The 22,512-nt window shown below is 67.1% G+C and carries 25 protein-coding genes and 1 tRNA gene; 7 read left to right on the top strand and 19 right to left on the bottom strand.

Annotation, left to right across the window (positions count from 1 at the left end; all coding sequences use genetic code 11):
- Positions 1-62 precede the first annotated feature (62 nt).
- From EJP69_RS18140 to flgB, 16 genes are all read right to left on the bottom strand, one after another.
- The gene (locus EJP69_RS18140) at positions 63-584 is read right to left on the bottom strand and encodes a chemotaxis protein CheW (protein WP_093445745.1); all 522 of its coding nucleotides are present in this window, start codon (positions 582-584) and stop codon (positions 63-65) included.
- A gap of 54 nt (positions 585-638) precedes the next feature.
- Positions 639-2,255, bottom strand: a complete 1,617-nt coding sequence (locus EJP69_RS18145; protein ID WP_126471893.1) for a methyl-accepting chemotaxis protein — start codon at positions 2,253-2,255, stop codon at positions 639-641.
- A gap of 16 nt (positions 2,256-2,271) precedes the next feature.
- Entirely contained in the window at positions 2,272-3,837 is a 1,566-nt protein-coding gene (locus EJP69_RS18150) for a methyl-accepting chemotaxis protein (protein ID WP_126471895.1), read from the bottom strand.
- A 77-nt stretch (positions 3,838-3,914) separates the two neighbouring features.
- Positions 3,915-5,633 (bottom strand): methyl-accepting chemotaxis protein, encoded by a 1,719-nt coding sequence (locus tag EJP69_RS18155; RefSeq protein WP_126471897.1) that lies wholly within the window; start codon positions 5,631-5,633, stop codon positions 3,915-3,917.
- The gene (locus EJP69_RS18160; protein WP_093302117.1) at positions 5,630-5,935 is read right to left on the bottom strand and encodes a hypothetical protein; all 306 of its coding nucleotides are present in this window, start codon (positions 5,933-5,935) and stop codon (positions 5,630-5,632) included. The genes EJP69_RS18155 and EJP69_RS18160 overlap by 4 nt, the downstream gene beginning before the upstream one ends.
- A gap of 7 nt (positions 5,936-5,942) precedes the next feature.
- Positions 5,943-7,511 carry a methyl-accepting chemotaxis protein gene (locus EJP69_RS18165; protein ID WP_126471899.1) on the bottom strand — a complete coding sequence of 523 codons (1,569 nt, stop codon included), beginning with the start codon at positions 7,509-7,511 and terminating at the stop codon, positions 5,943-5,945.
- 42 nt (positions 7,512-7,553) lie between these two features.
- Positions 7,554-8,066, bottom strand: coding sequence for a chemotaxis protein CheW (locus tag EJP69_RS18170; RefSeq protein ID WP_093197921.1), 513 nt, complete (start codon positions 8,064-8,066; stop codon positions 7,554-7,556).
- A gap of 34 nt (positions 8,067-8,100) precedes the next feature.
- On the bottom strand, positions 8,101-9,075 hold the full coding sequence (gene flgJ / locus EJP69_RS18175) for a flagellar assembly peptidoglycan hydrolase FlgJ (protein WP_093197924.1): 975 nt from the start codon (positions 9,073-9,075) through the stop codon (positions 8,101-8,103).
- Positions 9,076-9,085: 10 nt separating this feature from the next.
- The gene (locus tag EJP69_RS18180) at positions 9,086-10,177 is read right to left on the bottom strand and encodes a flagellar basal body P-ring protein FlgI (RefSeq protein ID WP_126471901.1); all 1,092 of its coding nucleotides are present in this window, start codon (positions 10,175-10,177) and stop codon (positions 9,086-9,088) included.
- 117 nt (positions 10,178-10,294) lie between these two features.
- The gene (locus tag EJP69_RS18190; RefSeq protein ID WP_420824221.1) at positions 10,295-11,035 is read right to left on the bottom strand and encodes a flagellar basal body L-ring protein FlgH; all 741 of its coding nucleotides are present in this window, start codon (positions 11,033-11,035) and stop codon (positions 10,295-10,297) included.
- Positions 11,035-11,817: a flagellar basal-body rod protein FlgG gene (gene flgG, locus EJP69_RS18195; RefSeq protein ID WP_093197930.1), complete on the bottom strand. Its 783-nt coding sequence runs from the start codon at positions 11,815-11,817 to the stop codon at positions 11,035-11,037. Before flgG ends, EJP69_RS18190 begins: the two co-directional genes overlap by 1 nt.
- A gap of 37 nt (positions 11,818-11,854) precedes the next feature.
- Positions 11,855-12,601 carry a flagellar basal-body rod protein FlgF gene (flgF, locus tag EJP69_RS18200; RefSeq protein WP_093197932.1) on the bottom strand — a complete coding sequence of 249 codons (747 nt, stop codon included), beginning with the start codon at positions 12,599-12,601 and terminating at the stop codon, positions 11,855-11,857.
- Positions 12,602-12,641: 40 nt separating this feature from the next.
- The gene (gene flgE / locus EJP69_RS18205) at positions 12,642-13,862 is read right to left on the bottom strand and encodes a flagellar hook protein FlgE (protein ID WP_093197935.1); all 1,221 of its coding nucleotides are present in this window, start codon (positions 13,860-13,862) and stop codon (positions 12,642-12,644) included.
- 74 nt (positions 13,863-13,936) lie between these two features.
- The gene (locus EJP69_RS18210; protein WP_093197936.1) at positions 13,937-14,623 is read right to left on the bottom strand and encodes a flagellar hook assembly protein FlgD; all 687 of its coding nucleotides are present in this window, start codon (positions 14,621-14,623) and stop codon (positions 13,937-13,939) included.
- 42 nt (positions 14,624-14,665) lie between these two features.
- Positions 14,666-15,067 carry a flagellar basal body rod protein FlgC gene (flgC, locus tag EJP69_RS18215; RefSeq protein WP_170217164.1) on the bottom strand — a complete coding sequence of 134 codons (402 nt, stop codon included), beginning with the start codon at positions 15,065-15,067 and terminating at the stop codon, positions 14,666-14,668.
- A gap of 45 nt (positions 15,068-15,112) precedes the next feature.
- Positions 15,113-15,529, bottom strand: a complete 417-nt coding sequence (gene flgB / locus EJP69_RS18220) for a flagellar basal body rod protein FlgB (protein ID WP_093302127.1) — start codon at positions 15,527-15,529, stop codon at positions 15,113-15,115.
- A gap of 231 nt (positions 15,530-15,760) precedes the next feature.
- Here flgB and flgA point away from each other — a divergent pair, with 231 nt between their 5' ends.
- The 6 genes from flgA to EJP69_RS18250 all read left to right on the top strand — a co-directional run bounded on the left by flgA (position 15,761) and on the right by EJP69_RS18250 (position 19,620).
- Positions 15,761-16,492, top strand: a complete 732-nt coding sequence (gene flgA / locus EJP69_RS18225) for a flagellar basal body P-ring formation chaperone FlgA (RefSeq protein WP_176947471.1) — start codon at positions 15,761-15,763, stop codon at positions 16,490-16,492.
- A gap of 86 nt (positions 16,493-16,578) precedes the next feature.
- Positions 16,579-16,887: a flagellar biosynthesis anti-sigma factor FlgM gene (gene flgM, locus EJP69_RS18230; RefSeq protein WP_126471903.1), complete on the top strand. Its 309-nt coding sequence runs from the start codon at positions 16,579-16,581 to the stop codon at positions 16,885-16,887.
- Positions 16,884-17,342, top strand: coding sequence for a flagella synthesis protein FlgN (locus EJP69_RS18235; RefSeq protein ID WP_176947472.1), 459 nt, complete (start codon positions 16,884-16,886; stop codon positions 17,340-17,342). Before flgM ends, EJP69_RS18235 begins: the two co-directional genes overlap by 4 nt.
- 4 nt (positions 17,343-17,346) lie before the next feature.
- Positions 17,347-17,772, top strand: a complete 426-nt coding sequence (locus tag EJP69_RS18240) for a YadA-like family protein (RefSeq protein WP_093197947.1) — start codon at positions 17,347-17,349, stop codon at positions 17,770-17,772.
- Between the two features lie 43 nt (positions 17,773-17,815).
- Positions 17,816-18,649, top strand: coding sequence for a winged helix-turn-helix transcriptional regulator (locus tag EJP69_RS18245; protein WP_206169346.1), 834 nt, complete (start codon positions 17,816-17,818; stop codon positions 18,647-18,649).
- A gap of 182 nt (positions 18,650-18,831) precedes the next feature.
- Positions 18,832-19,620, top strand: a complete 789-nt coding sequence (locus EJP69_RS18250; RefSeq protein ID WP_126471907.1) for a 4'-phosphopantetheinyl transferase family protein — start codon at positions 18,832-18,834, stop codon at positions 19,618-19,620.
- Between the two features lie 14 nt (positions 19,621-19,634).
- Here EJP69_RS18250 and EJP69_RS18255 read toward each other — a convergent pair whose 3' ends face one another.
- The 3 genes from EJP69_RS18255 to serS all read right to left on the bottom strand — a co-directional run bounded on the left by EJP69_RS18255 (position 19,635) and on the right by serS (position 22,045).
- On the bottom strand, positions 19,635-20,426 hold the full coding sequence (locus EJP69_RS18255; RefSeq protein ID WP_126471909.1) for a DUF7822 domain-containing protein: 792 nt from the start codon (positions 20,424-20,426) through the stop codon (positions 19,635-19,637).
- Between the two features lie 138 nt (positions 20,427-20,564).
- Positions 20,565-20,654, bottom strand: a tRNA-Ser gene (locus tag EJP69_RS18260).
- 59 nt (positions 20,655-20,713) lie between these two features.
- Positions 20,714-22,045, bottom strand: coding sequence for a serine--tRNA ligase (gene serS / locus EJP69_RS18265; RefSeq protein WP_126471911.1), 1,332 nt, complete (start codon positions 22,043-22,045; stop codon positions 20,714-20,716).
- Positions 22,046-22,105: 60 nt separating this feature from the next.
- On the opposite strand from serS, the gene EJP69_RS18270 reads away from it, so the two are divergent.
- Positions 22,106-22,507 (top strand): VOC family protein, encoded by a 402-nt coding sequence (locus EJP69_RS18270; protein ID WP_093197961.1) that lies wholly within the window; start codon positions 22,106-22,108, stop codon positions 22,505-22,507.
- Positions 22,508-22,512 lie beyond the last annotated feature (5 nt).

Consider the following 22,512-nt stretch of genomic DNA (forward strand, 5'->3'; position numbering starts at 1 on the left):
TTCAGGGGTGGAAGATTGGGAGCCGGGCCAGGCCTTACAGCTGTGCTGCCGTGGCGCCGGTCTCAGGCGGTGGCGGCGGCTTCGACCAGGCCCATCTCCTCGCTGGACATGAGCCGGTCGATGTCCACCAGGATCAGCATCCGCTCCTCCAGCGTGCCCAGCCCGATCAGGTAATCCGCGTCCAGCACGGAACCCATCTCCGGCGCGGGCTTGATCTGCTCCGCCGTCAGCGTGATCACGTCCGACACGCTGTCCACCACCATCCCCACCACGCGACCTCCGATGTTCAGCACGATCACCACCGTGAACTGGTCGTACGTCGGCTCGCCCAGCCTGAACTTGATGCGCATGTCGATGATCGGAACGATGATCCCGCGCAGGTTCACCACCCCCTTGATGTATTCCGGCGCGTTCGCGATCCGCGTCACCGCGTCGTACCCGCGCAGCTCCTGCACCTTCTGGATGTCTATGCCGTATTCCTCTTCGCCCAGCTTGAAGGTCACGACCTCCAGGCGGGTCGCGCCAGCGGCCGCTGCCGACGTGGATGCGGCTTGTTGCAGGGGATCTTTTGCCTTGTTCAGCATCTTTTCTTCTCCGGGTTGAATGGGGTTGGTGTGTTCGCGTGGCTTCAAGCGCACTCAGGCAGCCTCGGCGACGGCCTCGGCGGTCTCGGCCCTGAACACGCGCACGGCCTTCACGAGGCCGTCGGCCTGCTCCTGCAGCAGCTGGGCGGTGGCCGAGGCTTCCTCGACCAGCGCCGCGTTCTGCTGGGTGACCTGGTCCATCTGCGTGATGGCCTGGTTGATCTGCTCGATGCCTTGGGTCTGCTCCCGGCTAGCGGCGGTGATCTCGCCCATGATGTCGGTCACGCGCCTCACGCTGCCCACGATTTCTTCCATCGTGCGGCCCGCTTCTTCCACCTGCTTGCTGCCCTCTTCGACCTTCTCCACCGAGTCGCCGATCAGCGTCTTGATTTCCTTGGCTGCTGCCGCCGAACGCTGGGCGAGGCTTCGCACCTCGGATGCGACGACGGCGAAGCCCTTGCCTTGCTCACCAGCACGTGCGGCCTCGACCGCCGCGTTGAGCGCCAGGATGTTGGTCTGGAACGCGATGCCGTCGATCACGCCGATGATGTCGACGACCTTCTTCGACGAGGCATTGATGGAGCCCATCGTGTCGACCACCTGCGAGACCACGCTGCCGCCCTTCACCGCGACTTCCGAGGCGGATACGGCCAGCTGGTTGGCCTGCAGGGCGTTGTCCGCGTTCTGCTTGACCGTCGAGGTCAGTTCTTCCATCGAGGCCGCGGTCTGTTCCAGCGAGCTCGCCTGCTGCTCAGTGCGCGACGAAAGATCCTTGTTGCCCGAAGCGATCTGGCTCGATGCCGACATCACGCCCGCCACGTTGGCCCCCACGTCCGCGACGATCGCGAACAGGTTCGCGCTCATCTGGTTCAGGGCGCGCAGCAGGCCGGTGATCTCGTCGCCGCGCCGCACCTCGAAGCGCGCGAGGTCGCCGCCGGCGATGGCGCGCGCGACATGCACCGCCTCGTCCAGCGGGCGGAACACCGTGCGAGCCAGGAACTGGCCCAGCCCCAGCCATGCGAGGGCGAAGCCCGCGCCGCCGACGGCCACGGCACCCGGCAGCCAGCTGTGCGCGCCCGCGGATGCGACCAGCCGCGACGCCTCCATCCAGCCAGCGATGCCCAGCCCCAGCGACAGCAGCGCCGCCGCGGAGGTCACAGCGAACACACGGCGGCGCACCGGAATGCGGCGCAGCCGGGCCAGCGGGCTGGTCCAGCCGCGCGAGACCACCTCGCCCTGCTGCAGTTCGATGTCCTTTGCCTGCCCTTCGCGGATGCGGGCGTACAGCGCCTCGGCCTCTGCGACCTCGATGCGGCCGGGCTTGCTGCGCACGGACATGTAGCCCTGCGTGCGGCCGTTGCGGCGGATGGGCGTGACGTTGGCCAGCACCCAGTAGAAGTCGCCGTTCTTGCGACGGTTCTTGATGAGTCCGGTCCAGGGCAGGCCCTGGGCCAGCGTCTGCCACAGGTCGGCGAAAGCCTCGGGCGGCACGTCGGGGTGGCGCACGATGTTGTGCGCCTTGCCCATGAGCTCGGCCATCGAGAAGCCGCTGGCCTCGATGAAGGCCGGATTGGCGTAGGTGATGCGGCCCTTCAGGTCCGTGCGGGACACGAGGGCGGCGTCGGGCGACAGTTCGTATTCGATGCCCGTGACGGGGAGGTTGACGCGCATGGTCTGGCCTCCTTCTTCAGGCCAGGGCCAATCGGTTGCCGCCGAGACGGAACACGCCTACGACGCTGGAAAGGCTGCTGGCCTGTTCGCGCAGCGACTGGGCTGCGGCCGAGGCTTCCTCCACGAGAGCCGCGTTCTGTTGCGTGACCTGGTCCATCTGCGTGATGGCCTGGTTGATCTGCTCGATGCCAGAGGTCTGCTCCTGGCTCGCCGCGGTGATCTCGCCCATGATGTCCGTCACGCGCTTGACGCTGCCCACGATCTCTTCCATCGTGCGGCCTGCTTCTTCCACCTGCTTGCTGCCCTCTTCGACCTTTTCGACCGAGTCGCCGATGAGTGTCTTGATCTCTTTGGCCGCTGCAGCCGAGCGTTGGGCAAGGCTGCGGACTTCCGAAGCCACCACCGCGAAGCCACGACCTTGCTCACCAGCACGCGCGGCTTCGACCGCTGCATTCAACGCGAGGATGTTTGTCTGGAACGCGATGCCGTCGATCACGCCGATGATGTCGACGATCTTCCTGGACGAGGCATTGATCGACCCCATCGTGTCGACCACCTGCGAGACGACGTTGCCGCCCTTCACCGCCACTTCCGAAGCGGACACCGCCAGCTGGTTTGCCTGCCGCGCGTTGTCCGCGTTCTGCTTGACCGTCGAAGTGAGCTCTTCCATCGAAGCCGCCGTCTGCTGCAACGAACTCGCCTGCTGCTCGGTGCGCGAAGACAGGTCCTGGTTCCCCGAGGCGATCTGGCTCGAGGCCGTGGCGATGGTGTCCGTTCCCTCGCGCACCTCGCCCACCACCTTGGCCAGGCTCTGGTTCATGTTCTTCAGCGCCTGCAGGAGCTGCCCTGCCTCGTCGCGGCTTTCCACATCGATGCGCGCGCTCAGGTCGCCGGCGGCCACCGTCTCGGCGACCTCCACCGCGTGCCCCAGCGGGCGCACGATGCCCAGCGTCAGGCGCCAGGAGAACAATGCGCCCAGCACCAGCGCAACGGCGGACAGCACCAGCAGCGTGGTGCGGCCCGCGGTGAAGTCGGTGCCGATGCCCTTGGCGGCTTCGTCGATCTTCTCCCGCTGGTGGTTGGCCAGCGCCTCGACGGCACCGCCGTACACGGCCAGGGCCTCGGAGAACCTGGTGTCCACGAGCTTGTTGGCCTCCGCGAGCTGGCCCGAGTCCTTCAGCTTGTTGAGAACGCCCACAGTCTCCAGCACCACCGCGCGGGAGGACGAGATCCGGGCGTAGAGCTCCTTCTCTTCCGGCGTGCTCAGCATCGACTCGAGCTTCTTCTGCGCCGGGCTGATGCGGGCCGAGCCCGCCGTCTGGAGCTTCGAGAAGTAGGCGGCGATCTCCGGATCCGTGGTCTTGACCATGGCGAAATTGGCCACGGTGTTGGAGCGCAGGTTGCTGAGCCATTCGCTCGCGAGCCGCTCCTTGACCATCGCCTGCGACACCATCTCGTCGGTCGCGTTGCCCACGTTCGTGAGCCGCAACACGCCCGTGCCTGCAATGAGCGCCATCAGCAGCAGCATCGCCGCGAAGCCGAGACCCAGGCGGGTGCCGATTTTCAGATCCTTCAGACTCATTGCTCTCTTTCTTCAACAACAGGGGACTGGTTCATCCTGTTATCGGCATCGGAGCGCAGGACTTGAGTCCTTTTTTCTCAAAACTCGGTCCAGTCGCCCTTTGCGTCGCCGGCCATGGCGAGCCGGGGGGCGGCTGCGGGCTCCCTGCGCACGGGCAAGGCCTTGGCCGGACGCTTGGGCACGGGCCTGGCGGGCTTCGGGATCGGGGTGATGCGTGTGAAGCTGGGGCGCGTGGCGGCCACGGCGTTGGCGTCGAGCTTGAAGATGCTGACTGCGCGCACGAGGGTGCTGGCCTGTTCCTGCATGGATTGGGCTGCTGCCGAGGCTTCTTCCACGAGGGCGGCGTTCTGCTGCGTGACCTGGTCCATCTGCGTGATCGCCTGGTTGATCTGTTCGATGCCAGAGGTCTGCTCCTGGCTTGCCGCGGTGATCTCGCCCATGATGTCCGTCACGCGCTTGACGCTGCCCACGATCTCTTCCATCGTGCGGCCCGCTTCTTCCACCTGCTTGCTGCCTTCTTCGACCTTCTCCACCGAGTCGCCGATGAGGGTCTTGATTTCCTTGGCTGCTGCAGCGGAGCGTTGAGCCAGGCTGCGAACTTCCGAAGCCACCACCGCAAAGCCGCGACCTTGCTCACCTGCACGTGCAGCTTCAACTGCCGCGTTCAGTGCGAGGATGTTGGTCTGGAAAGCGATGCCGTCGATCACGCCGATGATGTCCACGATCTTCTTGGACGAGGTGTTGATCGCACCCATCGTGTCGACCACCTGCGAGACGACACTGCCGCCCTTCACGGCCACTTCGGAAGCCGAAACCGCAAGCTGGTTCGCCTGCCGTGCGTTGTCCGCGTTCTGCTTCACTGTCGAGGTCAGTTCTTCCATCGAAGCAGCCGTCTGCTCCAGCGAGCTCGCCTGCTCTTCCGTACGCGACGAAAGATCCTGATTCCCCGAGGCAATCTGCGCCGATGCCGTGGCAATCGTGTCGGTCCCCGTACGCACTTCGCCAACGATCTTCACGAGACTTTCGTTCATCTCCTTGAGCGCGAGCATCAGCCGGCCGGTCTCGTCCTTCGAGCGCACCTCGATGCGCGCGCTGATGTCGCCGCCGGCGACCTTCTCAGCCACCTGCACCGCCGCGCCGATCGGCCTGGTGATCGAGCGGGTGATGCCCCATGCGATGGCCACACCGAGCAGGACGGCCAGGCTGCCCAATGCCAGCATCAGGTTGCGCGACCACATGTAGCCGGCGCCGGCCTCCTCGTTGGCCTTCAGCGAGCGCCTCTCCTCGTGCCCGCCCATCGCGTCGAGTTCGGTGAGCGCGGCCCGCACGGCCGGCTGGAACTTCGAGATGAAGATCGCGGTGGCCTCCTCGTTCCTGTTCTGCAGGGCGAGTTCGCTGAGCTGGGTGTTCAGCGGCACGAGCACGGACACCTTCTCGTCGATGCGTCCGAGCAGCGCCTTGCCTTCCGGCGTGATGACTATCTTGGCCAGCGCGGTGCGGCTCTCGGTGAAGCGCTCGCGCGCGGCGGCGATCTTCTTCGACTCCTCCTTCATGGCGGCGTCGTCGGACAGGAGGATCAGGTTGCCGTCGAGGATGGCGATGTCGCGGATCGCGTCCACCATCTTGTTGACCAGGGCCACCTTGGTGTTGTTGTCGGTGACGATGCTGTTGAGGCGCGTCTGGATGTCGGACATCGCACGGAGCCCGAGGCCCGCGATACCGATCAGCAGCAGGAGAACGATGGCGAAGCCCGATCCGAGGCGGGTGCCGATCTTGAGATTGAGAAACGATTTCATGGGGTAGCTGGTTCTTCTTTTCTGGAATCCGGGGCGTTGACGTGCTGCAGGACCCGGTCAAGCCGGTCCGATACCTTCGCGGCGTCGTGGGTCGAACGGGTGACCGAGCGCATGACGATCCACACGATGGCAACGGCGGTGAGCAATGCGGCCACGGACAGCGCGCAGACCGTCAGGCGCGCCCATTCGTAGCCGGCACCGGCCTTGAAGCCGAGGCTCAACGCCACGGCCAGCATGATCAGGAGAACGGCGAAGCTCGCGCCGATGCGCAGGGCGCGCCTGGGACTGAGACGTGTGCGCATGGGTGCTTCAGACCGCCTCTGCTTCTTCGACGTCGGCGTCGAGCTTGAAGGTGCTGACTGCGCGCACGAGGTTCTCGGCCTGCTCCTGCAGCGACTGGGCTGCTGCCGAGGCTTCTTCGACCAATGCTGCGTTCTGCTGCGTGACCTGATCCATCTGCGTGATGGCCTGGTTGATCTGCTCGATGCCAGAGGTCTGTTCCTGACTGGCTGCCGTGATCTCGCCCATGATGTCGGTCACGCGCCTCACGCTGCCCACGATCTCTTCCATCGTGCGGCCCGCTTCTTCCACCTGCTTGCTGCCTTCTTCGACCTTTTCGACCGAGTCGCCGATCAGCGTCTTGATTTCCTTGGCTGCAGTAGCCGAACGCTGGGCGAGGCTTCGCACCTCGGATGCGACGACAGCGAAGCCCTTGCCTTGCTCGCCGGCGCGGGCCGCTTCGACGGCCGCATTCAACGCAAGGATGTTTGTCTGGAAGGCGATGCCATCGATCACGCCGATGATGTCCACGATCTTCTTGGAGGACGCGTTGATCGAGCCCATCGTGCCGACCACTTGCGAGACGACACTGCCGCCCTTCACAGCCACTTCCGAAGCGGACACCGCCAGCTGGTTCGCCTGCCGTGCGTTGTCCGCGTTCTGCTTGACCGTCGAGGTCAGCTCTTCCATCGAGGCCGCGGTCTGCTCCAGCGAGCTCGCCTGCTCTTCCGTACGCGACGAGAGATCCTGGTTGCCCGCCGCGATCTGCCGCGAAGCCACCGCGATCGAATCGGTGGATGCCTTGATGCGTGTCACGAGATCGGTGAGCGTGTCTTCCATCTCGCCCATGCCGCGCAGCAGACGGCCGAAGTCGCCGCCGCGCTCGGTTTCGAATTCCTTGCTCAGGTCGCCCGCGGCCACGGTCTCCGCGATGAGCAGCGCCTCGCCGATGGGCTGCACGATGCTGCGCGTCAGCAGCCATGCGATGGCGGAACCCGCCACGATCGCGAGCGCGGCCAGCCCGACGATCCATCTGCGGCCCGAGCGGTACTGGGCGCCGATGCCGGCGGCGGACTTGTCGATTTCCTGCTGCTGGTGGCTCACCATGGCGCGGATGCTCGCGTCGTAGGCGTCGAGCGCGGGCAGCAGGCGCGTGTCGGTCAGCTTCGCCGCCTCGTCCTTGCTGCCGTCGGCCTTGAGCTTGAGGATCTGGTTGCGCAGCTCGACGTAGTCGCCGCGCTTCTTCTTGATGTCCGCGCTGAGCGCCAGTTCTTCGGGCGAGGCCAGCATGGCCTCGAGCTTCTTCTGCGTCTCTGTGATGAGGGCGCTGGTGGCCGAGATGTTCTTCTGCAGGTATTCCTGCACGGCCGGGTCGTCGCTCTTGAGCAGCGAGAAGGTGCGGATGCTGTTGGTGTTGGTGCCCAGCTGCCAGGCGGCCGCCAGCCGCTCCTTGGCGAGCGAATCACCGGCCATGCCCTCGGTCGCGTCGCCCACGGCCTGCAGGCGCAGCACGCCGATGCCGGCGATGAGCACTAGCAGCGCCAGCATGCATGCGAATACGGCGCCCATGCGCCGTCCCACTGTCCAGTTCTTCATCATGCGGAACCTCTTCTTGTCTCTTCGTTGTACGGGTTCGGGCGCTCAGGCAGCGATCTTCTCGACCAGGCCCATTTCCTCGCTGGACATGAGCCGGTCGATGTCCACCAGGATCAGCATCCGCTCCTCCAGCGTGCCCAGCCCGATCAGGTAATCCGCGTCCAGCACGGAACCCATCTCCGGCGCGGGCTTGATCTGCTCCGCCGTCAGCGTGATCACGTCCGACACGCTGTCCACCACCATCCCCACCACACGCCCTCCGATGTTCAGCACGATCACCACCGTGAACTGGTCGTACGTCGGCTCGCCCAGCCTGAACTTGATGCGCATGTCGATGATCGGAACGATGATCCCGCGCAGGTTCACCACCCCCTTGATGTACTCCGGCGCGTTCGCGATCCGCGTCACCGCGTCGTACCCGCGCAGCTCCTGCACCTTCTGGATGTCTATGCCGTATTCCTCTTCGCCCAGCTTGAAGGTCACGACCTCCAGGCGGGCGCCTGCGCCCTGGTGCTGGGGCGCCTGCGCGCGTGCGGTTCCTGCTGCGATCTCTGCCATGGGTCTTCCTTGATGCGGTGAGCGCGCTAGCGGCTCAACCGAACTTCTGCATGATGCGAACCAGCTTCTCGCCGTAGCGCGGATCGGTCGCGTAGCCGGCGCGCTGCAGGCCGTGGGCGGCCTCGGTCGGGTCGTCGGTGGCCAGCACGTTCGCGTAGCGCGGGTTGCGGGTGATGAAGCGCGCGTAGTCGGTGAAGGCTTCTTCGTACGAGCCGTAGGCGCGGAACTTCGCGCGAACCTTCTGCGGTTCGCCGTCGATGTACTCGGTAGTGGTCGTCTCGACCGTCGCGCCCTTCCAGCTGCGGTCGGCCTTGATGCCGAACAGGTTGAAGCTCTGCGTGCCGTCGTCGGCGCGGATCTCGCGCTTGCCCCAGCCGGACTCGAGCGCGGCCTGCGCGAGGATCAGCGGCGCGGGCACGCCGCTCGCGGTGCTCGCTGCCTGCGCGGATGCGCCCATGCGTCCGACGAACTCGTCGGCCTGCGCCTGCAGCGAGGAATTCGCGCCGGCGCCGGGTGCGCGCCGCTCGCTGTTGAATTGATAGATGCCGAGGTCGGCACCCGTGCGGGCCGTCGGCGCCGAGCCGATGGGAATGCCGGCGCGCGGCCCGTACGGCAGGCCGCCGCGCGGTTCGAGCGACATGGGCTTCGTTCCGATCTCCGCATCGGCTTCCGCGTCGGGCGGGCCCGATGGCATGCTGCGGCGCAGCTGCGCGAGCATCGCCTCGGCCAGCCCCACGCCGCGCCCCGAGAGGTTCTGCGTGAGCTGCTGGTCGAACATCGAGAGATAGACCTTCTGGTCCTGGTTGTCGAAGAGTCCGCTCGAAGGCGTCGCCTCGCGCATGCTCTTGAGCACCATGTTCATGAACAGCGCCTCGAACTGCCGCGAGACCTGCTGCAGGCCTTCTTCCGGCGAGCTGCGCACGGTGCGCCGCAGGGCGTCCACGCCCTGCACGTCGAGCGCGAAACGCTGGTCGAGCGCGCCGCTGCGGTCGGTGGCGGATACGGTCATCGCATCGGCCTCAGATGATTTCCAGCTCGGCGCTCAGCGCGCCGGCCGACTTCATGGCCTGGAGGATGGACACAAGGTCCTGCGGATTCGCGCCCAGGCTGTTGAGCCCCTTGACCACGTCCGACAGCGAGGCGCCGCCGCGCACCATCTGGATCGCGCCGCCGCCCTGGTTCACCGAGATCTGCGAGGTCTGCGCCGCCACCGTGCTGCCGCCCGAGAACGCGCCCGGCTGGCTGATGACCGGCTCGGTGTTGATGACCACCGACAGGTTGCCGTGCGCGATGGCGCAGTCCTTCACGCGAACGGCCTGGTTCATCACCACGGAGCCCGTGCGCGCATTCACCACCACGCGGGCGCCTGCCTGCGTGGGCGTCACTTCAAGATCCTCGAGCCGCGCGAGAAAGCCCACGCGCTGCTGCGGTTCGGGCGCGCGCACGCGGATCGAACGCGCATCGATGGCCTCGGCCGTGCCCGAACCGAACTGCCGGTTGATCGCATCCACCGCGCGCTGCGTCGTGCCGAAATCGGAGCGGTTGAGCTCGATCGAGAAAGTGCCCTCGGCACCCACAGGCGACTCCACCGTGCGCTCCACCAGCGCCCCGCCCGGAATGCGCCCCGAGCTGAGCTGGTTGACCTGCACCTTGCTCCCGTTGGCCGAGGCGCCCGCGCCGCCGACCACCATGTTCCCCTGCGCCACCGCGTACGTCTGTCCATCCACGCCCTTGAGCGGCGTCATCAGCAGCGTGCCGCCGCGCAGGCTCTTCGCATTGCCCATCGAGGACACCGTCACGTCGATGTTCTGCCCCGGCCGCGCGAACGAAGGCAGCGTGGCCGTAACCATCACCGCCGCCACGTTCTTCAGCTGCATGTTCACGCCCTGCGGAATCGTGATGCCCAGCTGCTGCAGCATGTTGTTCAGGCTCTGCGTGGTGAACGGCGTCTGCATCGTCTGGTCGCCCGTGCCGTCGAGCCCCACCATCAGCCCGTAGCCGATCAACGGGTTGTCGCGCACGCCCTGGATGCTCGCCAGCTCCTTCAACCGCTCGGCATATGCGGGGCCAAAAAACAAGGACGCGACCACCGCGGCCGCCGCGAAGCGCAAGCGAGCCCGACCGTTCGCGGGATGCCGCGGAACCGGCTTTGCCGGGCCGCAGGCATCGCCCCCTGCAAGGGGGTTGGAGAAGCGACACGAAGTGCGCGAAGCCTGGGGGTTTTTCATTTAAAACGGCATGACGTTGAGGAAGAAGCGCTGCATCCAGCCCATGTGCTGCGCCTCGTCGATATAGCCCTTGGCCGAGTACTCGATGCGTGCATCGGCCACCAATGTGGAGGGCACCGTGTTGTTGCCCGAGACGGTGCGCGGATTCACCACGCCCGAGAAGCGGATGTATTCCGTGCCCTGGTTGATGCCCATCTGCTTCTCGCCGCTCACCAGCAGGTTGCCGTTGGGCATCACGTCCGTGACCGTGACCGTGATCACGCCGTTGAAGGTGTTGTTGGCGTTGGCCCCGCCCTTGGCGTTGAGCGTGTTGGTGCCCGAGAGCTTGGCGTCCTGCCCGTCGAGCAGCCCGCCGATGAGCTTGGGAATGGCGGCGAACACGCTGGCCGTGCTGCCGGTGCGGCTGGCATTCGCACCCGAATTCTTGGTGGCGTTGACCTTCTCGCTGATGACGATGGTCAGGATGTCGCCGACGTTGCGCGGCCTGCGGTCCTCGAAGAGCGCATTGGCGCCGGGGCCGTCCTGGAAGATCGCGCCGGGCGAGCGCCGGCTCTGCACCGCCGCGTAGCTGTCGGCGCGCGCGGTCATCGGCTGGTGCACCAGCGGCTCGCGCGGAACCTGCGCGCAGCCGGTGGCGAGCACCGCCACCGTGACCGCGAGCAGCGACAGCAGCCGTGCCCTCGCATCGGCCGCGCCGCAGCGAGGAAGAAGACGCAACAGAAGACGCAACGCCTGAAGCATCACAGCTGGGCCAGTCGCTGAAGCATCTGGTCCGAGGTCTGGACCGCCTTGCTGTTGATTTCGTACGAGCGCTGGGTGGCGATCATGTTGACCAGCTCTTCCACCACGTTCACGTTCGAGGCCTCGACGTATCCCTGGCTCAGCGTGCCGGCGCCGTCGACGCCGGGGTTCACCTGGTTGGGCGCGCCCGAGGCGTCGGTCTCGGCGTACAGGTTCTCGCCCAGGCTCTGCAGGCCGGTCGGGTTGACGAAGGTGGCGAGCTGCAGCTGGCCGATCTGCACGGTGTTCGTGCTGCCCGCCTGCACCACCGAGACGATGCCGTCGCGGCCCACGGTGATGCTGGTGGCGTTGGCCGGCACCGTGATGGCGGGCTGCACGGGAAAGCCGCTGGCCGTGACCAGCTGGCCGTCGCGGTCGGTCTGGAACGAGCCGTCGCGCGTGTACGAGGTGGTGCCGTCGGGCATCAGCACCTGGAAGAAGCCGCCGCCGCTGATGGCCACGTCGGTCGGCTTGTCGGTCTTGGTGAGGTTGCCCTGCGAGTGGATGCGCTCGGTGGCGACCACGTGCACGCCGGTGCCGACCTGCAGGCCCGAGGGCAGGCGCGTCTGGTCCGACGACTGGCCGCCGACCTGGCGCAGGTTCTGGTAGACCAGGTCCTCGAACACTGCGCGGCTGCGCTTGAAGCCGGTGGTGCCGACGTTGGCGAGGTTGTTGGAGACCACGTCGAGCTGCGTCTGCTGCGCGTCGAGGCCGGTCTTGGCGATGTAGAGGGAGCGGATCATTTTTCTGGGAGTCCTGCGGAAGAGGTTGCGGATCGCGTCAGCCGTAAGCCAGCAGCTTGTTGGCGGACTGCGCGTTGGTGTCGGCCGTCTGCAGCGACTTCATCTGCATCTCGAAGCTGCGTGCGTTGGCGATCATTGCCACCATGGTCTCGACCGGGTTCACGTTGCTGCCTTCGACCACGCCGCTGACCAGCGTGACGGCCTCGTCGGCCTCGGCCGGAGGCTGGCCGGCGCGCATGCGGAACAGGCCGTCGTCGCCGCGCTCGAGCTCGGTGGCCTGCGGGTTGACCAGCTTGAGGCGGCCTACTTCCGCAATGCCCGTGAGCACGTTGGAAGCCGCGTCGCGCGCGCTCACCAGGCCGTTGGAAGCGATGCTGACCGTGGAGCCCGGAGGCACCGTGAGCGCGCCGTTGTCGCCCATCAGCGGGCGGCCGCCCATGGTGGTGAGCTGGCCGTCCGCGCCGATCTGGAGATTGCCCACGCGGGTGTAGGCCTCGCCGCCGTCGGGCGTCTGCACCACCAGCCAGCCCGAGCCGCTCACGGCCACGTCGAGCGCGCGGCCGGTTTCGGTGAGCGGGCCGTGGGTGAAGTCGGCGCCCGGCGTGGTGGCGGCCACGAAGGCGCGCGTGGGCGCTTCCTGGCCGACCACGGGCACGGCGCGGAAGTTGGCGATCTGCGCGCGGAAGCCCGGCGTCGAGACGTTCGCCATGTTGTTGGCGACGGCGGCCTGCTGTTCCATGACCTGCTTGGCGCCGCTCATGGCGACGTACAACATGCGATCCACTGGGTGCTCCTGCTTCTGTCGGTCTGTCGGTCGCGCCGCGTCAGCGGATGTTCATCAGCGTCTGCATGACCTGGTCCTGCGTCTTCACTGTCTGCGCGTTGGCCTGGTAGTTGCGCTGCGCGACGATGAGGTTGACCAGCTCGGAGGTGAGGTCGACGTTGGATGCCTCGAGCGCGCCCGACTGCAGCGAGCCGAGCTTGGTGCCTTCGCCCGGGGTGCCGGTGAGCGGGTTACCCGAGGCCTGCGTCTCGGCCCACACGTTGTTGCCCTTGGGCTCCAGGCCGTTCGGGTTGGCGAACGAAGACAGCACGACCTGGCCCAGCAGCTTGGTCTGTTCGTTGGAGAACTTGCCGGTGATGGTGCCGTCGGCGTTGATCGAGAACGAGGTGAGTTCGCCCGAGCGGTAGCCGTCCTGCGCGAGCTTGCTCATGGCGTTGGCGGCGCCGAACTGCGTGGTGCCCGAAATGTCGAGCGTGGGAGTGAGTGCCGCGGCGCCGTTGGTGAGGGTGAGCGTGCCAAGGCTCAGCTGGCCGCTGGCAGGCGCGGTCATCTTGCCGGCGGAGTCGAAGGTCAGGGTGCCGAGCGCGGCGCCGGCGTTGAGTGCCGCACCGTCGGCCGTGCCGTACACGCTCCAGGTGTTGGCGGGCGTCGCGCTCTTCACGAAGTAGACGGACACGTCATGCGGGTTGCCCAGCGAGTCGTAGATGGGGCCGACGGCGTTCGAGTAGTTGAAGGTGTCGGAATCGGTCGCGTTGAAGGGCACCTTGGTGGGCGTGGTCTTGCGCGCATCGAGGTTGAACTCGGCGTCGATGCCGGTCGTGGCCTTGGGCGTCATGGGCGTGGTCGGGATCTGGATGGCCGCCGGCGTGCCGCCGCTGATGCCGCCGTTCGCGTTCGCGCCGAAGCCGGTGAGGCGCAGGCCCGAGGCGTTGACGATGTAGCCGTCCTTGTCGCGCGTGAACTGGCCGTTGCGCGAGTACATGACTTCACCGGTGGCGCTGGTCAGGCGGAAGAAGCCGTCGCCGTTGAGGATGGCCACGTCCAGCGGACGGCTGCTCGACTGGGTCACGCCCTGCGAGAAGTTCTGCGTCACGCCAGAGACCGAGGCGCCCAGGCCGACGCGCGAACCCGCGTACACGTCCTGGAAGGTGGCGGCGGCCGACTTGAAGCCGACGGTGCCCGAGTTGGCGATGTTGTTGCCGATGACGTCGAGGTTGGCGGCGGCCACGCCGAGCCCGCTGATGCCCTGGGAAAAAGCCATGATCTATGGTTCCTTGCTTGTTGGTTTCGGTGCGATGGATGCGTTGGATGCGATGGGGGAAGAAGCCCTGCGGCTCAGAGGAACAGGCGCACGTCGGACAGGCCGATGTTGTTGCCCGTCATCAGCTCGAGCGTGACGCCGTTGGCGCCCTGCTTGACCGCCGCCACCTGCGAGAAGGTGAGCGCGGTGGCCTTCACGGTCGTGCCGTTGTTGGTCGCGTTCACGCTGAAGCTGTAGGCGCCCGCGGGCACCACGTTGCCCGTGTCGTCCTTGCCGTCCCAGGTGACGGCGTTGACGCCTTCGGTCATGGAGCCGGCATCGATGGTGCGAACGACCTTGCCGGTGGCGTCGACGATCTTGATCTCGACGTCGGAGGCGGTGCCCGGGAGCTCCACGGCGAAGGCCTGCGCCGCTGGCTCCTTGCCAGCCTCGGGGTCCTTGGTGGTGAGCGTGCTGCCCGGCGAGAGCACGTTGTAGCCGATGAGCGAGGTGGCCTGCAGCAGCTGGTTGGAGCTGGTCTGGTTCACAAGGCCCGAGAGCGTGCTGTTGAGCTTCTCGATGCCGCTGACGGTGCTCATCTGCGCGAGCTGCGAGGTGAGCTCGGCGTTCTGCATCGGGTTGAGCGGGTCCTGGTTGTTCAGCTGCGTGACCAGCAGCTTCAGGAAGCGCTGCTCGCTGTCGACGTTGGAAGTGCTGCTGTTGCTGCTCACCGCGGAGGTGGCGTTCTGTCCGGTGATGGACGAGGTGTCGGAAATGGCCATGGCGCGTGCGTGCCTGTTCTCTCTGTTGTTTCTCTTGGGGGGTTACTGGCCGAGGGTCAGCGTCTTGACCATCAGCGTCTTGGCCGTGTTGAGCACCTCGACGTTGGCCTGGTAGCTGCGCGAGGCGGAGATCATGTTTGTCATCTCCTCGACCACGTTGACGTTGGGCATCGCCACGTAGCCTTCGGCGTTGGCGTGCGGGCTCTTCGGGTCGAACACGAGGCGCGGCGGCGAGGGGTCCTCGACCACGCCCGCAACCGCGACGCCGCCGATGTCCCCGGCGCCGTATGCGGAAGGCGCGACCTGGAACACCACCTGCTTCGCGCGGTAGGGCATGCCGTCGGGACCGGCCACGCTCTCGGCGTTGGCCATGTTGCTCGCGGTCACGTTCATGCGCTGCGATTGCGCAGTCATGGCCGAACCCGCCACGTTGAAGATGTTCATGGAAGTGCTGTTGAAGGGCATGGTGATGGGCGCTCGCCGGCCTGCTTACTGCTGGATCGCAGAGAGCATCGACTTGATCTTCGAGTTGATGACGGTGAGGTTGGACTCGTAGCGCAGCGCGTTGTCCGCGAAGGCGATGCGCTCGACGTCCATCTCGACGGTGTTGCCGTCGAGGCTGGACTGGTTGGGCATGCGGTAGAGCAGGTCCTTGTCGGACACGGCCTGCGAGCTGGCCTGCCCCGCCAGGTGGCGCGACGAGGTGGTGGCGAGCGACACCGACTGCGACGACGCGCGGCCGCGCTCCACGGCTTCGCTCAGGCGTGCGCTGAAATCGAAGTCGCGCGCCTTGTAGTTGGGCGTGTCCGCATGGGCGATGTTGGCCGCCAGCACCTCCTGGCGCTCCGCGCGGAGATTGAGGGCTTCGCGGTTGAAGCGAAGCGCCGCATCCAGCTTGTCGATCATGTCTTTTCCATCCGTTGAGGCGTCGCCGGCGCACGAAGGCGCGGCGACAGATGGAAAGCGAGTCTATGCACGGGGCGCGTTTGCAATCGTCCGAACAAAGGGGGTTTTCGCCTGCTGCTCGCACCTTCGCCCGGCCGATGGATTCCTAGAATTTCCGTGCGGCGCCGTGCCTTCCTCCTGCGTGGCGCACCGCGATCCAGGCCCTCTCTTCCACACATATCCGACGACCCGATGACCTCTTGCGAGCTTCGCGATCACGCCCTGCGCACCGTGCTGCCGGTGCTTGCGGCCATGGCGTGCGCGGCATCCGCGTCGGCGTTCGCCGCCGGCACCGCCCATGGAGCCGACAGCGCCGACAACGCAGGCGCGGTCATCGAGAAATACCTGCAGCAGCAGACGAACGGACTGCCGGGCAAGGTGACGATCAGCCTCGAGGGACGCGGCACCTCCGCGCTGCCTGGGTGCGAAGCGCCCGAAGCCTTCCTGCCGTCCGGCGCGAAGCCCTGGGGACGGGTGTCGGTGGGCGTTCGCTGCCAGTCGGAGCGGCCGTGGACGCGCTTCGTGCAGGCGCACGTGGCGGTGGAAGGCAGCTATTTCGTGGCCGCGCGCGCGATCGACGCGGGCCGGCCGCTGGGCGCGGGCGATGTCGCCGAGCGCACCGGCGACCTCACGCGGCTGCCGCGCTCGGTCATCACCAGCGCGGCCGAGCTGGCCGGCGTGGTCACGGTCAACCGCGTGGCACCCGGGGCGCCGCTGCGCAAGGAGCTGGTGCGCGGCGTCACCGTGATCCAGCAGGGGCAGGCGGTGAAGGTCGTGGCCCAGGGCCAGGGCTTCGTCGTGAGCACCGAGGCCAAGGCCATGACCGGGGCGACCGTGGGGGCCGTCGTGCAGGCCAAGACCCGCGACGGGCGGCTGGTCAGCGGCGTGGCGGACGAAGAGGGACAGATCCAGCTGGCGCAGTGAAGCCAGGCACCCGTACATGCCCGCCATTCATTCCTAAAGTTCTTGCGCCGGCTGCCGATATACGGGTCAGCCCCTGAGGAATCACCTTGAAAATCGATCCCCCCTCCCCTTCGGCCAAGCCCATTACCCGAGCGCCCGCGGCCAACTCGGCCCAGGTGAGCGGCGCCGACGCCGCCCAGCGCACCAAGGAAGCCGCGCCGACCTCCGCGCAGGTTCACTCGCTGCCTGGCGCCACCGGTGCCGCCGCCGCGGACTTCGACGCGGCCCGCGTGGCGGCGATCCGCGAGGACATCCGTGCCGGGCGCTACCAGGTCCGCCCCGAGCGCATCGCCGACGGCCTGCTGGCGAGCGTGCGCGACCTGCTCGGCCCGAACCGCGAGGGCGGCAGCGAATGAAACCGAGCCTGCTGGGCCATCTGCGCACCGAAACCGCCTGCATCGAGGAATTCCTGTCGGTGCTGGACCAGGAGGCGCTGGCGATGTCCGACCGCGCATTCACCGACCTGGCGTCCATTGCCACCCGGAAGACCGTGCTGCTGGAACGCATGGCCGAGCTGGACGCGCAGCGCGAGGCCCTGCAGGCGACGCTGGGCTTCGGCCCCGGCCGCGCGGGTGCCGATGCGGCCGCCGCGGCCGGCGGCGCGGAAGTGGAGCGGGTCTGGCAGACGCTGCTGCAGGTCGCCGGACAGGCAAGGGAGCACAACCTGCGCAACGGCTCGATGGTCTACGCGCACCTCGATTTCACCCAGCAGGCGCTGCATTTCCTGCAGGCCAGCGCACAGCTGTTCTACGGACCGGACGGCGTGCGCAAGACACAGGCGGGCTCAGGCAACCGCCTCGCGGCGGGCTGATCGCGTGCGGGCCGGGCTGCTGGTCGCGCTGTGGCTGTGCGCCACCGCCCTGCACGGCGTGGCGGGCGCGGCCGACGGCGTGCTGGTCGCGAACGTGGCGCCGGGCGCGCTGCCGGGCGACGCGATCAACCTCGGACAACTCGACCAGACCAGGGCCGCGCTGCGCGACGTGGAGCGCGTCGCGTACTCGGGCACCGCAATGGCCGCAGCCATGACGGCTGCGTATGTGCCTGCGCTGCAGCCGGGCGAAAAGGCCATCGGCCTGGCCGTCGGCAGCTACAAGGGCTACGCCGCGGCGAGCCTGGGCTTCAGGACCATGTCGGACGACGGGCAGATGGCCTGGGGCATGACCGTCGCCAATGCGGGGCGGGACTGGGGCTTCAACGCCGGCATCGGCTGGAAGCTCCCCCGCTCCCGGGACGAGCGCTGAGGCAGCCCGCCGGAATCGCAAACACCATCACGATCACCCACACATGGAAGCTCCCGACATGGACAACGATGCTCACGGCGACTCGCGACAGGTGGCCATGGTGGGCTGCGACGACGCCCAGGGCCGGGCATGGGGCCAGAAGCTGCGGCTGATGGGCTGCACGCCGGTCCCGTTCGACAGCAGCGCCGACTTCCTTCGCGCCGCGACGCGGGGCCACCACTTCGACCTGCTGCTGGTCGTGCTGAAGGACGAAGGCGCGTGGCCGGTGCTCACGGCCATGTGCAAGGCGCTGCGCCTGCCGATCTTCCTGGTCGCCAACGCCATGCAGCGCGACCTGCTGGCCGAGGTGCTGTCGACCACCGACCCCGAGTCGCGGGGCGCCGGCATCGACTTCGCGGTGCTGCCGGTCGACGATTTCGAGGTGGGGCTTCGCGTGCGCGAGGCGCTGCGGCGCAACGAGGCCGTGCTCAACACGCAGGCGGTGAGCGCGATGTTCGGCGACTACCGCTTCATCGGCAGCCGCAAGGTGGTGGCGCGCAAGGGCGAGGAAGTGCGCTTGAAGCCGCGCGAGTTCGAGCTGGCGCTGCTGCTGTTCCGCAATGCCGACCGGCTGCTGGAGCGCGAATGGCTGCTGGGCTCGCTGTGGACGGATTCGCGCATCGAGCGCAAGAGCCGCGTGCTCGACTGCTGCGTGGCGAACGTGCGCCGCAAGCTGTCGCTGCACAAGGGGAATGAATTCGTCCTGCACTCGGTGTACGGGCGCGGCTACGAGCTTCGCCACGTGACCGCCGCGGCGCTGGCTGGGCCGGTGGACGACTCCGGTTTTCCGGACACGTCGAACGAGCCGCTCTGGCTGGGGGAAGCTGCCCGCGCATGACTTGGTTCGATGCGGGGCAGGAGAAAACGTGACGATCGCCGGCCTCGAGGAACCGCCAACATCGAAGGGGCGGGTGCCTGGGTCAGGCCACCTCTACCAACGCCGGCGGACCGTCCCCTCCAGTATCGGCGGCCAAACTTAAGCCGGGCTGAATATCGCCGGGGCAGGCCAGAATCCGGTGCATGCAACTGCAGATCGACCCGCACCAGGTGCACCTCTGGCACCTGTACGTTCCGGAACAGGACGACGCCGCCTGCGAGGAGGCCACCATGGCCCTGCTGACGCCCGAGGAACGCGGGAAGCACGGACGCTTTCACTTCGCCCGGGACCGGCGCAGATACCTGATGACGCGAGGGCTGATCCGCACGCTTCTCTCGCGCTACGCGCCCATTGCGCCCCAGGACTGGGAATTCGAGAACAACGCCTACGGCCGGCCGGCCATCGCCAATGTGCTGCAGCAGGCGCGGCGCCTGCGTTTCAACATCTCGCACAGCGCCTCGCTGGTGGTGGCGGCGCTGACGGTGGAGCGCGAGGTGGGCGTGGATGTCGAGCACACGGGGAGAAACGCGCCGCTGGAGATCGCCGAGCATTTCTTCTCCGCCAAGGAAGCGGAAGCCCTGAGGCAGCTCCCCACCGGGCTGCAGCCGGCGCGCTTCTGGGATCTGTGGACGCTCAAGGAAAGCTACATCAAGGCGCGCGGCATGGGCCTGTCGATTCCGCTGGACCGTTTCTCCTTCGGCCTCGACGAGGGCGACGGCACCGCCATCGCCTTCAGGCACGACCTGGCTGACGATTCCCCGGGGCGCTGGCGGTTCTGGCGCATGCAGCCGGACGAGGCGCATGCCGTGGCCCTGTGCCTCGAGCGAACGGCGGTCGAAGACGTGCGGTTCGTGTGCTTCAAGGCGACGCCGCTGCTCGCGTCGGTCGAGGAATTCGAAGGTACGGTGACCCGGCAGTCACCGGGCAGCTGACGAGCGCCTGCGGCTCAGCGCTCGTCGCGATGCGCCTCGAATTCGGCGCGATTCCACAAGTCGAAATACAGCACATCCGACCACTGAAGGCCGAGCGGGTGTTTCGTGGCGCCGTTGCGGGTGCTGTCGCAGTCGTCGTCGAGGCGAAGTCCGAAGAAGGCGTCGAGCGGAGCCGGGCACTTCTGCGCGATCGCCTTTTTCAGCTGCCGGCCCGCTTCGGCAATGTCGGCCGGCAGGGCGTCGAGGGCGGCGCCCACATGGCGGCACCGCGCGATCTCCGCCTCCACGCAGGCGAGCAACGCGTCTTCCGTCTCCTCGGACATGGTGTCGAGCTCGACCGTCTCCAGCAGCAGGTAGCGGTCGCGGTGGGCTTCGAGGAACGCGATCGTCTCGTCCAGCCAGACCGGGAGTTGGACCGGGGCCGCCGGCGGCGCGGCCAGTGTGGCTGCCTTCCTGCCGGGCGAGATCAGTTCCTTGAAGCGGCCCAGGAGGGACTGCGGCTGCCTGCCGGTCTCCGGGGCCTCCAGAAGCAGCGGCCGAACGATGTCGATGAAGCGCCGCACACGCTCGAAGCCGGGATCGAAGGAACTGCTGATCGCGTGCAGCCTGGTCTTGCTCCCCGGCTCGTCGCTGTCGAAGCCGTCCGACACCAGCGAGGCACACAGCTGCGGATCGCCCGACATGAGCAGCCGGAACATGAACGGCACGTCGTACGGCCATTCGGACAGGCCCGAGATGGTTTCCGGGCGGTCGGCATAGGAAACAGGCCTGTTGCCGAGGCTGTAGAGGTAGGAACGGTTGGCCAACTGGAACTCCCCTTTTTTCTGCACGCCCGCCCTCGATCGGGCGAGGCGCGGTGCATTCTAGGAGGCCGGCTGGCGGCCTCCGGGAGGCTGCCGTGGGTGAGCTGCGGGCAAAAAAATAGCCCCTTGCGGGGCCATTCTTGGAGGAGAGGGAGGGATTCGAACCCTCGGTACTATCGCTAGTACGCCTGATTTCGAGTCAGGTACATTCGACCACTCTGCCACCTCTCCGGTGCTGTCGAGCCTGCGATTCTAGCAGACAAAAAGCCGGGTTTTGAAGCCCCGGCCGATCAGGCCTTCAAAACTTCGAGGCCGCCGAGGTACGGACGCAACGCGGCGGGCACGTTGATCGAGCCGTCTTCGTTCTGGTGGTTCTCGAGCACGGCCACGAGCGTACGGCCCACCGCCAGGCCGGAGCCGTTGAGGGTATGCACGAGTTCGTTCTTGCCCTGCGCGTTCTTGAAACGGGCCTGCAGGCGGCGCGCCTGGAAGGCTTCGCAGTTCGAGACCGAGCTGATCTCGCGGTAGGTGTCCTGCGCCGGCAGCCAGACTTCGAGGTCGTAGGTCTTGGTGGAGCCGAAGCCCATGTCGCCGGTACACAGCAGCACGACACGGTACGGCAGCTCCAGCGCCTGCAGCACGACCTCGGCGTGGCCGGTCATCTGCTCGAGCGCGTCGTAGCTCTTCTCGGGATGCACGATCTGCACCATCTCGACCTTGTCGAACTGGTGCTGGCGGATCATGCCGCGCGTGTCGCGGCCCGCGCTGCCGGCTTCGGAGCGGAAGCACGGCGTGTGGGCGGTGAGCCTGATCGGCAACTGCGCCTCGGGCACCACCTCGTCGCGCACGAAATTCGTCAGCGGCACTTCGCTGGTCGGGATGAGGTACAGCGCCGAATGGTCGGGCGCGGGCTCGCCGTCCTGGCCGCCCTTCTTCGCGGCGAACAGGTCGCCTTCGAACTTGGGCAGCTGGCCGGTGCCGCTCAGGGTGGCGGCGTTGACGATGTAGGGCACGTAGCACTCGGTGTAGCCGTGCTTCTCGGTCTGGATGTCGAGCATGAACTGCGCGAGCGCGCGGTGCAGGCGGGCGATGGGGCCCTTCATGACGGTGAAGCGCGAGCCCGCGAGCTTGGCGCCCGTCTCGAAGTCGAGGCCCAGCGGCGCGCCGAGGTCGACGTGGTCCTTGGGCGCGAAGCCCAGCGGCGTGGCGCTGGCGCCTGCACCGCCCTTGGGAGCCCAGCGGCGCATCTCGACGTTGCCGGCCTCGTCCTCGCCGACCGGCACGCTGGCGTGCGGCAGGTTGGGCACGGCGAGCAGCAGCGCGTGCAGCTCGGGCTGGATCTCCTCGAGCCGCTTCGATTGCGATTCCTGCTCGGCCTTCAGCGCGTTGACCTCGGCCATCAGCGCGTCGGTCGATTCGCCCTTGGCCTTGAGCGGGCCGATCTGCTTGTTCAGCGAGTTGCGGCGCGCCTGGATTTCCTCGGTGCGGGTCTGCAGCGTCTTGCGTTCAGCTTCGAGCGAGGTGAATGCCGAAACGTCGAGATACGGCTGGTTCTTCTTGCGTTTTTCGAGGCCGGCCACTGCGGAGGCCAAGTCTTTGCGGAGCAGGGTGATGTCAAGCATGGGGGGATTTTAGGTGGGCGTAGCATCGTCGCCCCGCCAACCCACCTCGAAGGGAAAACGATGGAAGCCTATCTGACATTCAACGGCAATGCCGCCGAAGCGCTCGCCTTCTACGCCAAGGCGCTGGGAGGCAAGGTCGCCTTCAGCATGACCTTCGGCGAAAGCCCCGCCGGCGCCCAGACGCCGCCCGCCTACAAGGACAAGATCATGCACGCCACGCTCGAGGCCCGCGGCCACAAGCTGATGGCCTCCGATGCCCCGCCCGAGTGGCCCTTCGAGGGCTACAAGGGCTTCTCCCTCTCGGTGCAGGCCGACAACGTGGACGAAGGCAGGAAGCTGTTCGACGCGCTGGCCGAAGGCGGCAAGGTGACGATGCCCTACGGCCCACAGTTCTGGGCCACGGGCTTCGGCATGCTCACCGACAAGTTCGGCGTCGCGTGGATGGTGAACTGCGAGAAGTAAGGGGT

Source organism: Variovorax gossypii (genome assembly GCF_003965815.1).
In the GTDB taxonomy this organism is placed as follows: Bacteria; Pseudomonadota; Gammaproteobacteria; order Burkholderiales; family Burkholderiaceae_C; genus Variovorax; species Variovorax gossypii.

Bases quoted from the DNA above. Each gene is read 5' to 3' on its own strand.
- EJP69_RS18140 (WP_093445745.1), bottom strand. From the start codon at position 584: ATGCTGAACAAGGCAAAAGATCCCCTGCAACAAGCCGCATCCACGTCG.
- EJP69_RS18145 (WP_126471893.1), bottom strand. From the start codon at position 2,255: ATGCGCGTCAACCTCCCCGTCACGGGCATCGAATACGAACTGTCGCCC.
- EJP69_RS18150 (WP_126471895.1), bottom strand. From the start codon at position 3,837: ATGAGTCTGAAGGATCTGAAAATCGGCACCCGCCTGGGTCTCGGCTTC.
- EJP69_RS18155 (WP_126471897.1), bottom strand. From the start codon at position 5,633: ATGAAATCGTTTCTCAATCTCAAGATCGGCACCCGCCTCGGATCGGGC.
- EJP69_RS18160 (WP_093302117.1), bottom strand. From the start codon at position 5,935: ATGCGCACACGTCTCAGTCCCAGGCGCGCCCTGCGCATCGGCGCGAGC.
- EJP69_RS18165 (WP_126471899.1), bottom strand. From the start codon at position 7,511: ATGATGAAGAACTGGACAGTGGGACGGCGCATGGGCGCCGTATTCGCA.
- EJP69_RS18170 (WP_093197921.1), bottom strand. From the start codon at position 8,066: ATGGCAGAGATCGCAGCAGGAACCGCACGCGCGCAGGCGCCCCAGCAC.
- flgJ (WP_093197924.1), bottom strand. From the start codon at position 9,075: ATGACCGTATCCGCCACCGACCGCAGCGGCGCGCTCGACCAGCGTTTC.
- EJP69_RS18190 (WP_420824221.1), bottom strand. From the start codon at position 11,035: ATGCTTCAGGCGTTGCGTCTTCTGTTGCGTCTTCTTCCTCGCTGCGGC.
- flgG (WP_093197930.1), bottom strand. From the start codon at position 11,817: ATGATCCGCTCCCTCTACATCGCCAAGACCGGCCTCGACGCGCAGCAG.
- flgE (WP_093197935.1), bottom strand. From the start codon at position 13,862: ATGGCTTTTTCCCAGGGCATCAGCGGGCTCGGCGTGGCCGCCGCCAAC.
- EJP69_RS18210 (WP_093197936.1), bottom strand. From the start codon at position 14,623: ATGGCCATTTCCGACACCTCGTCCATCACCGGACAGAACGCCACCTCC.
- flgC (WP_170217164.1), bottom strand. From the start codon at position 15,067: ATGAACATCTTCAACGTGGCGGGTTCGGCCATGACTGCGCAATCGCAG.
- flgB (WP_093302127.1), bottom strand. From the start codon at position 15,529: ATGATCGACAAGCTGGATGCGGCGCTTCGCTTCAACCGCGAAGCCCTC.
- flgA (WP_176947471.1), top strand. From the start codon at position 15,761: ATGACCTCTTGCGAGCTTCGCGATCACGCCCTGCGCACCGTGCTGCCG.
- EJP69_RS18235 (WP_176947472.1), top strand. From the start codon at position 16,884: ATGAAACCGAGCCTGCTGGGCCATCTGCGCACCGAAACCGCCTGCATC.
- EJP69_RS18245 (WP_206169346.1), top strand. From the start codon at position 17,816: ATGGAAGCTCCCGACATGGACAACGATGCTCACGGCGACTCGCGACAG.
- EJP69_RS18250 (WP_126471907.1), top strand. From the start codon at position 18,832: ATGCAACTGCAGATCGACCCGCACCAGGTGCACCTCTGGCACCTGTAC.
- serS (WP_126471911.1), bottom strand. From the start codon at position 22,045: ATGCTTGACATCACCCTGCTCCGCAAAGACTTGGCCTCCGCAGTGGCC.
- EJP69_RS18270 (WP_093197961.1), top strand. From the start codon at position 22,106: ATGGAAGCCTATCTGACATTCAACGGCAATGCCGCCGAAGCGCTCGCC.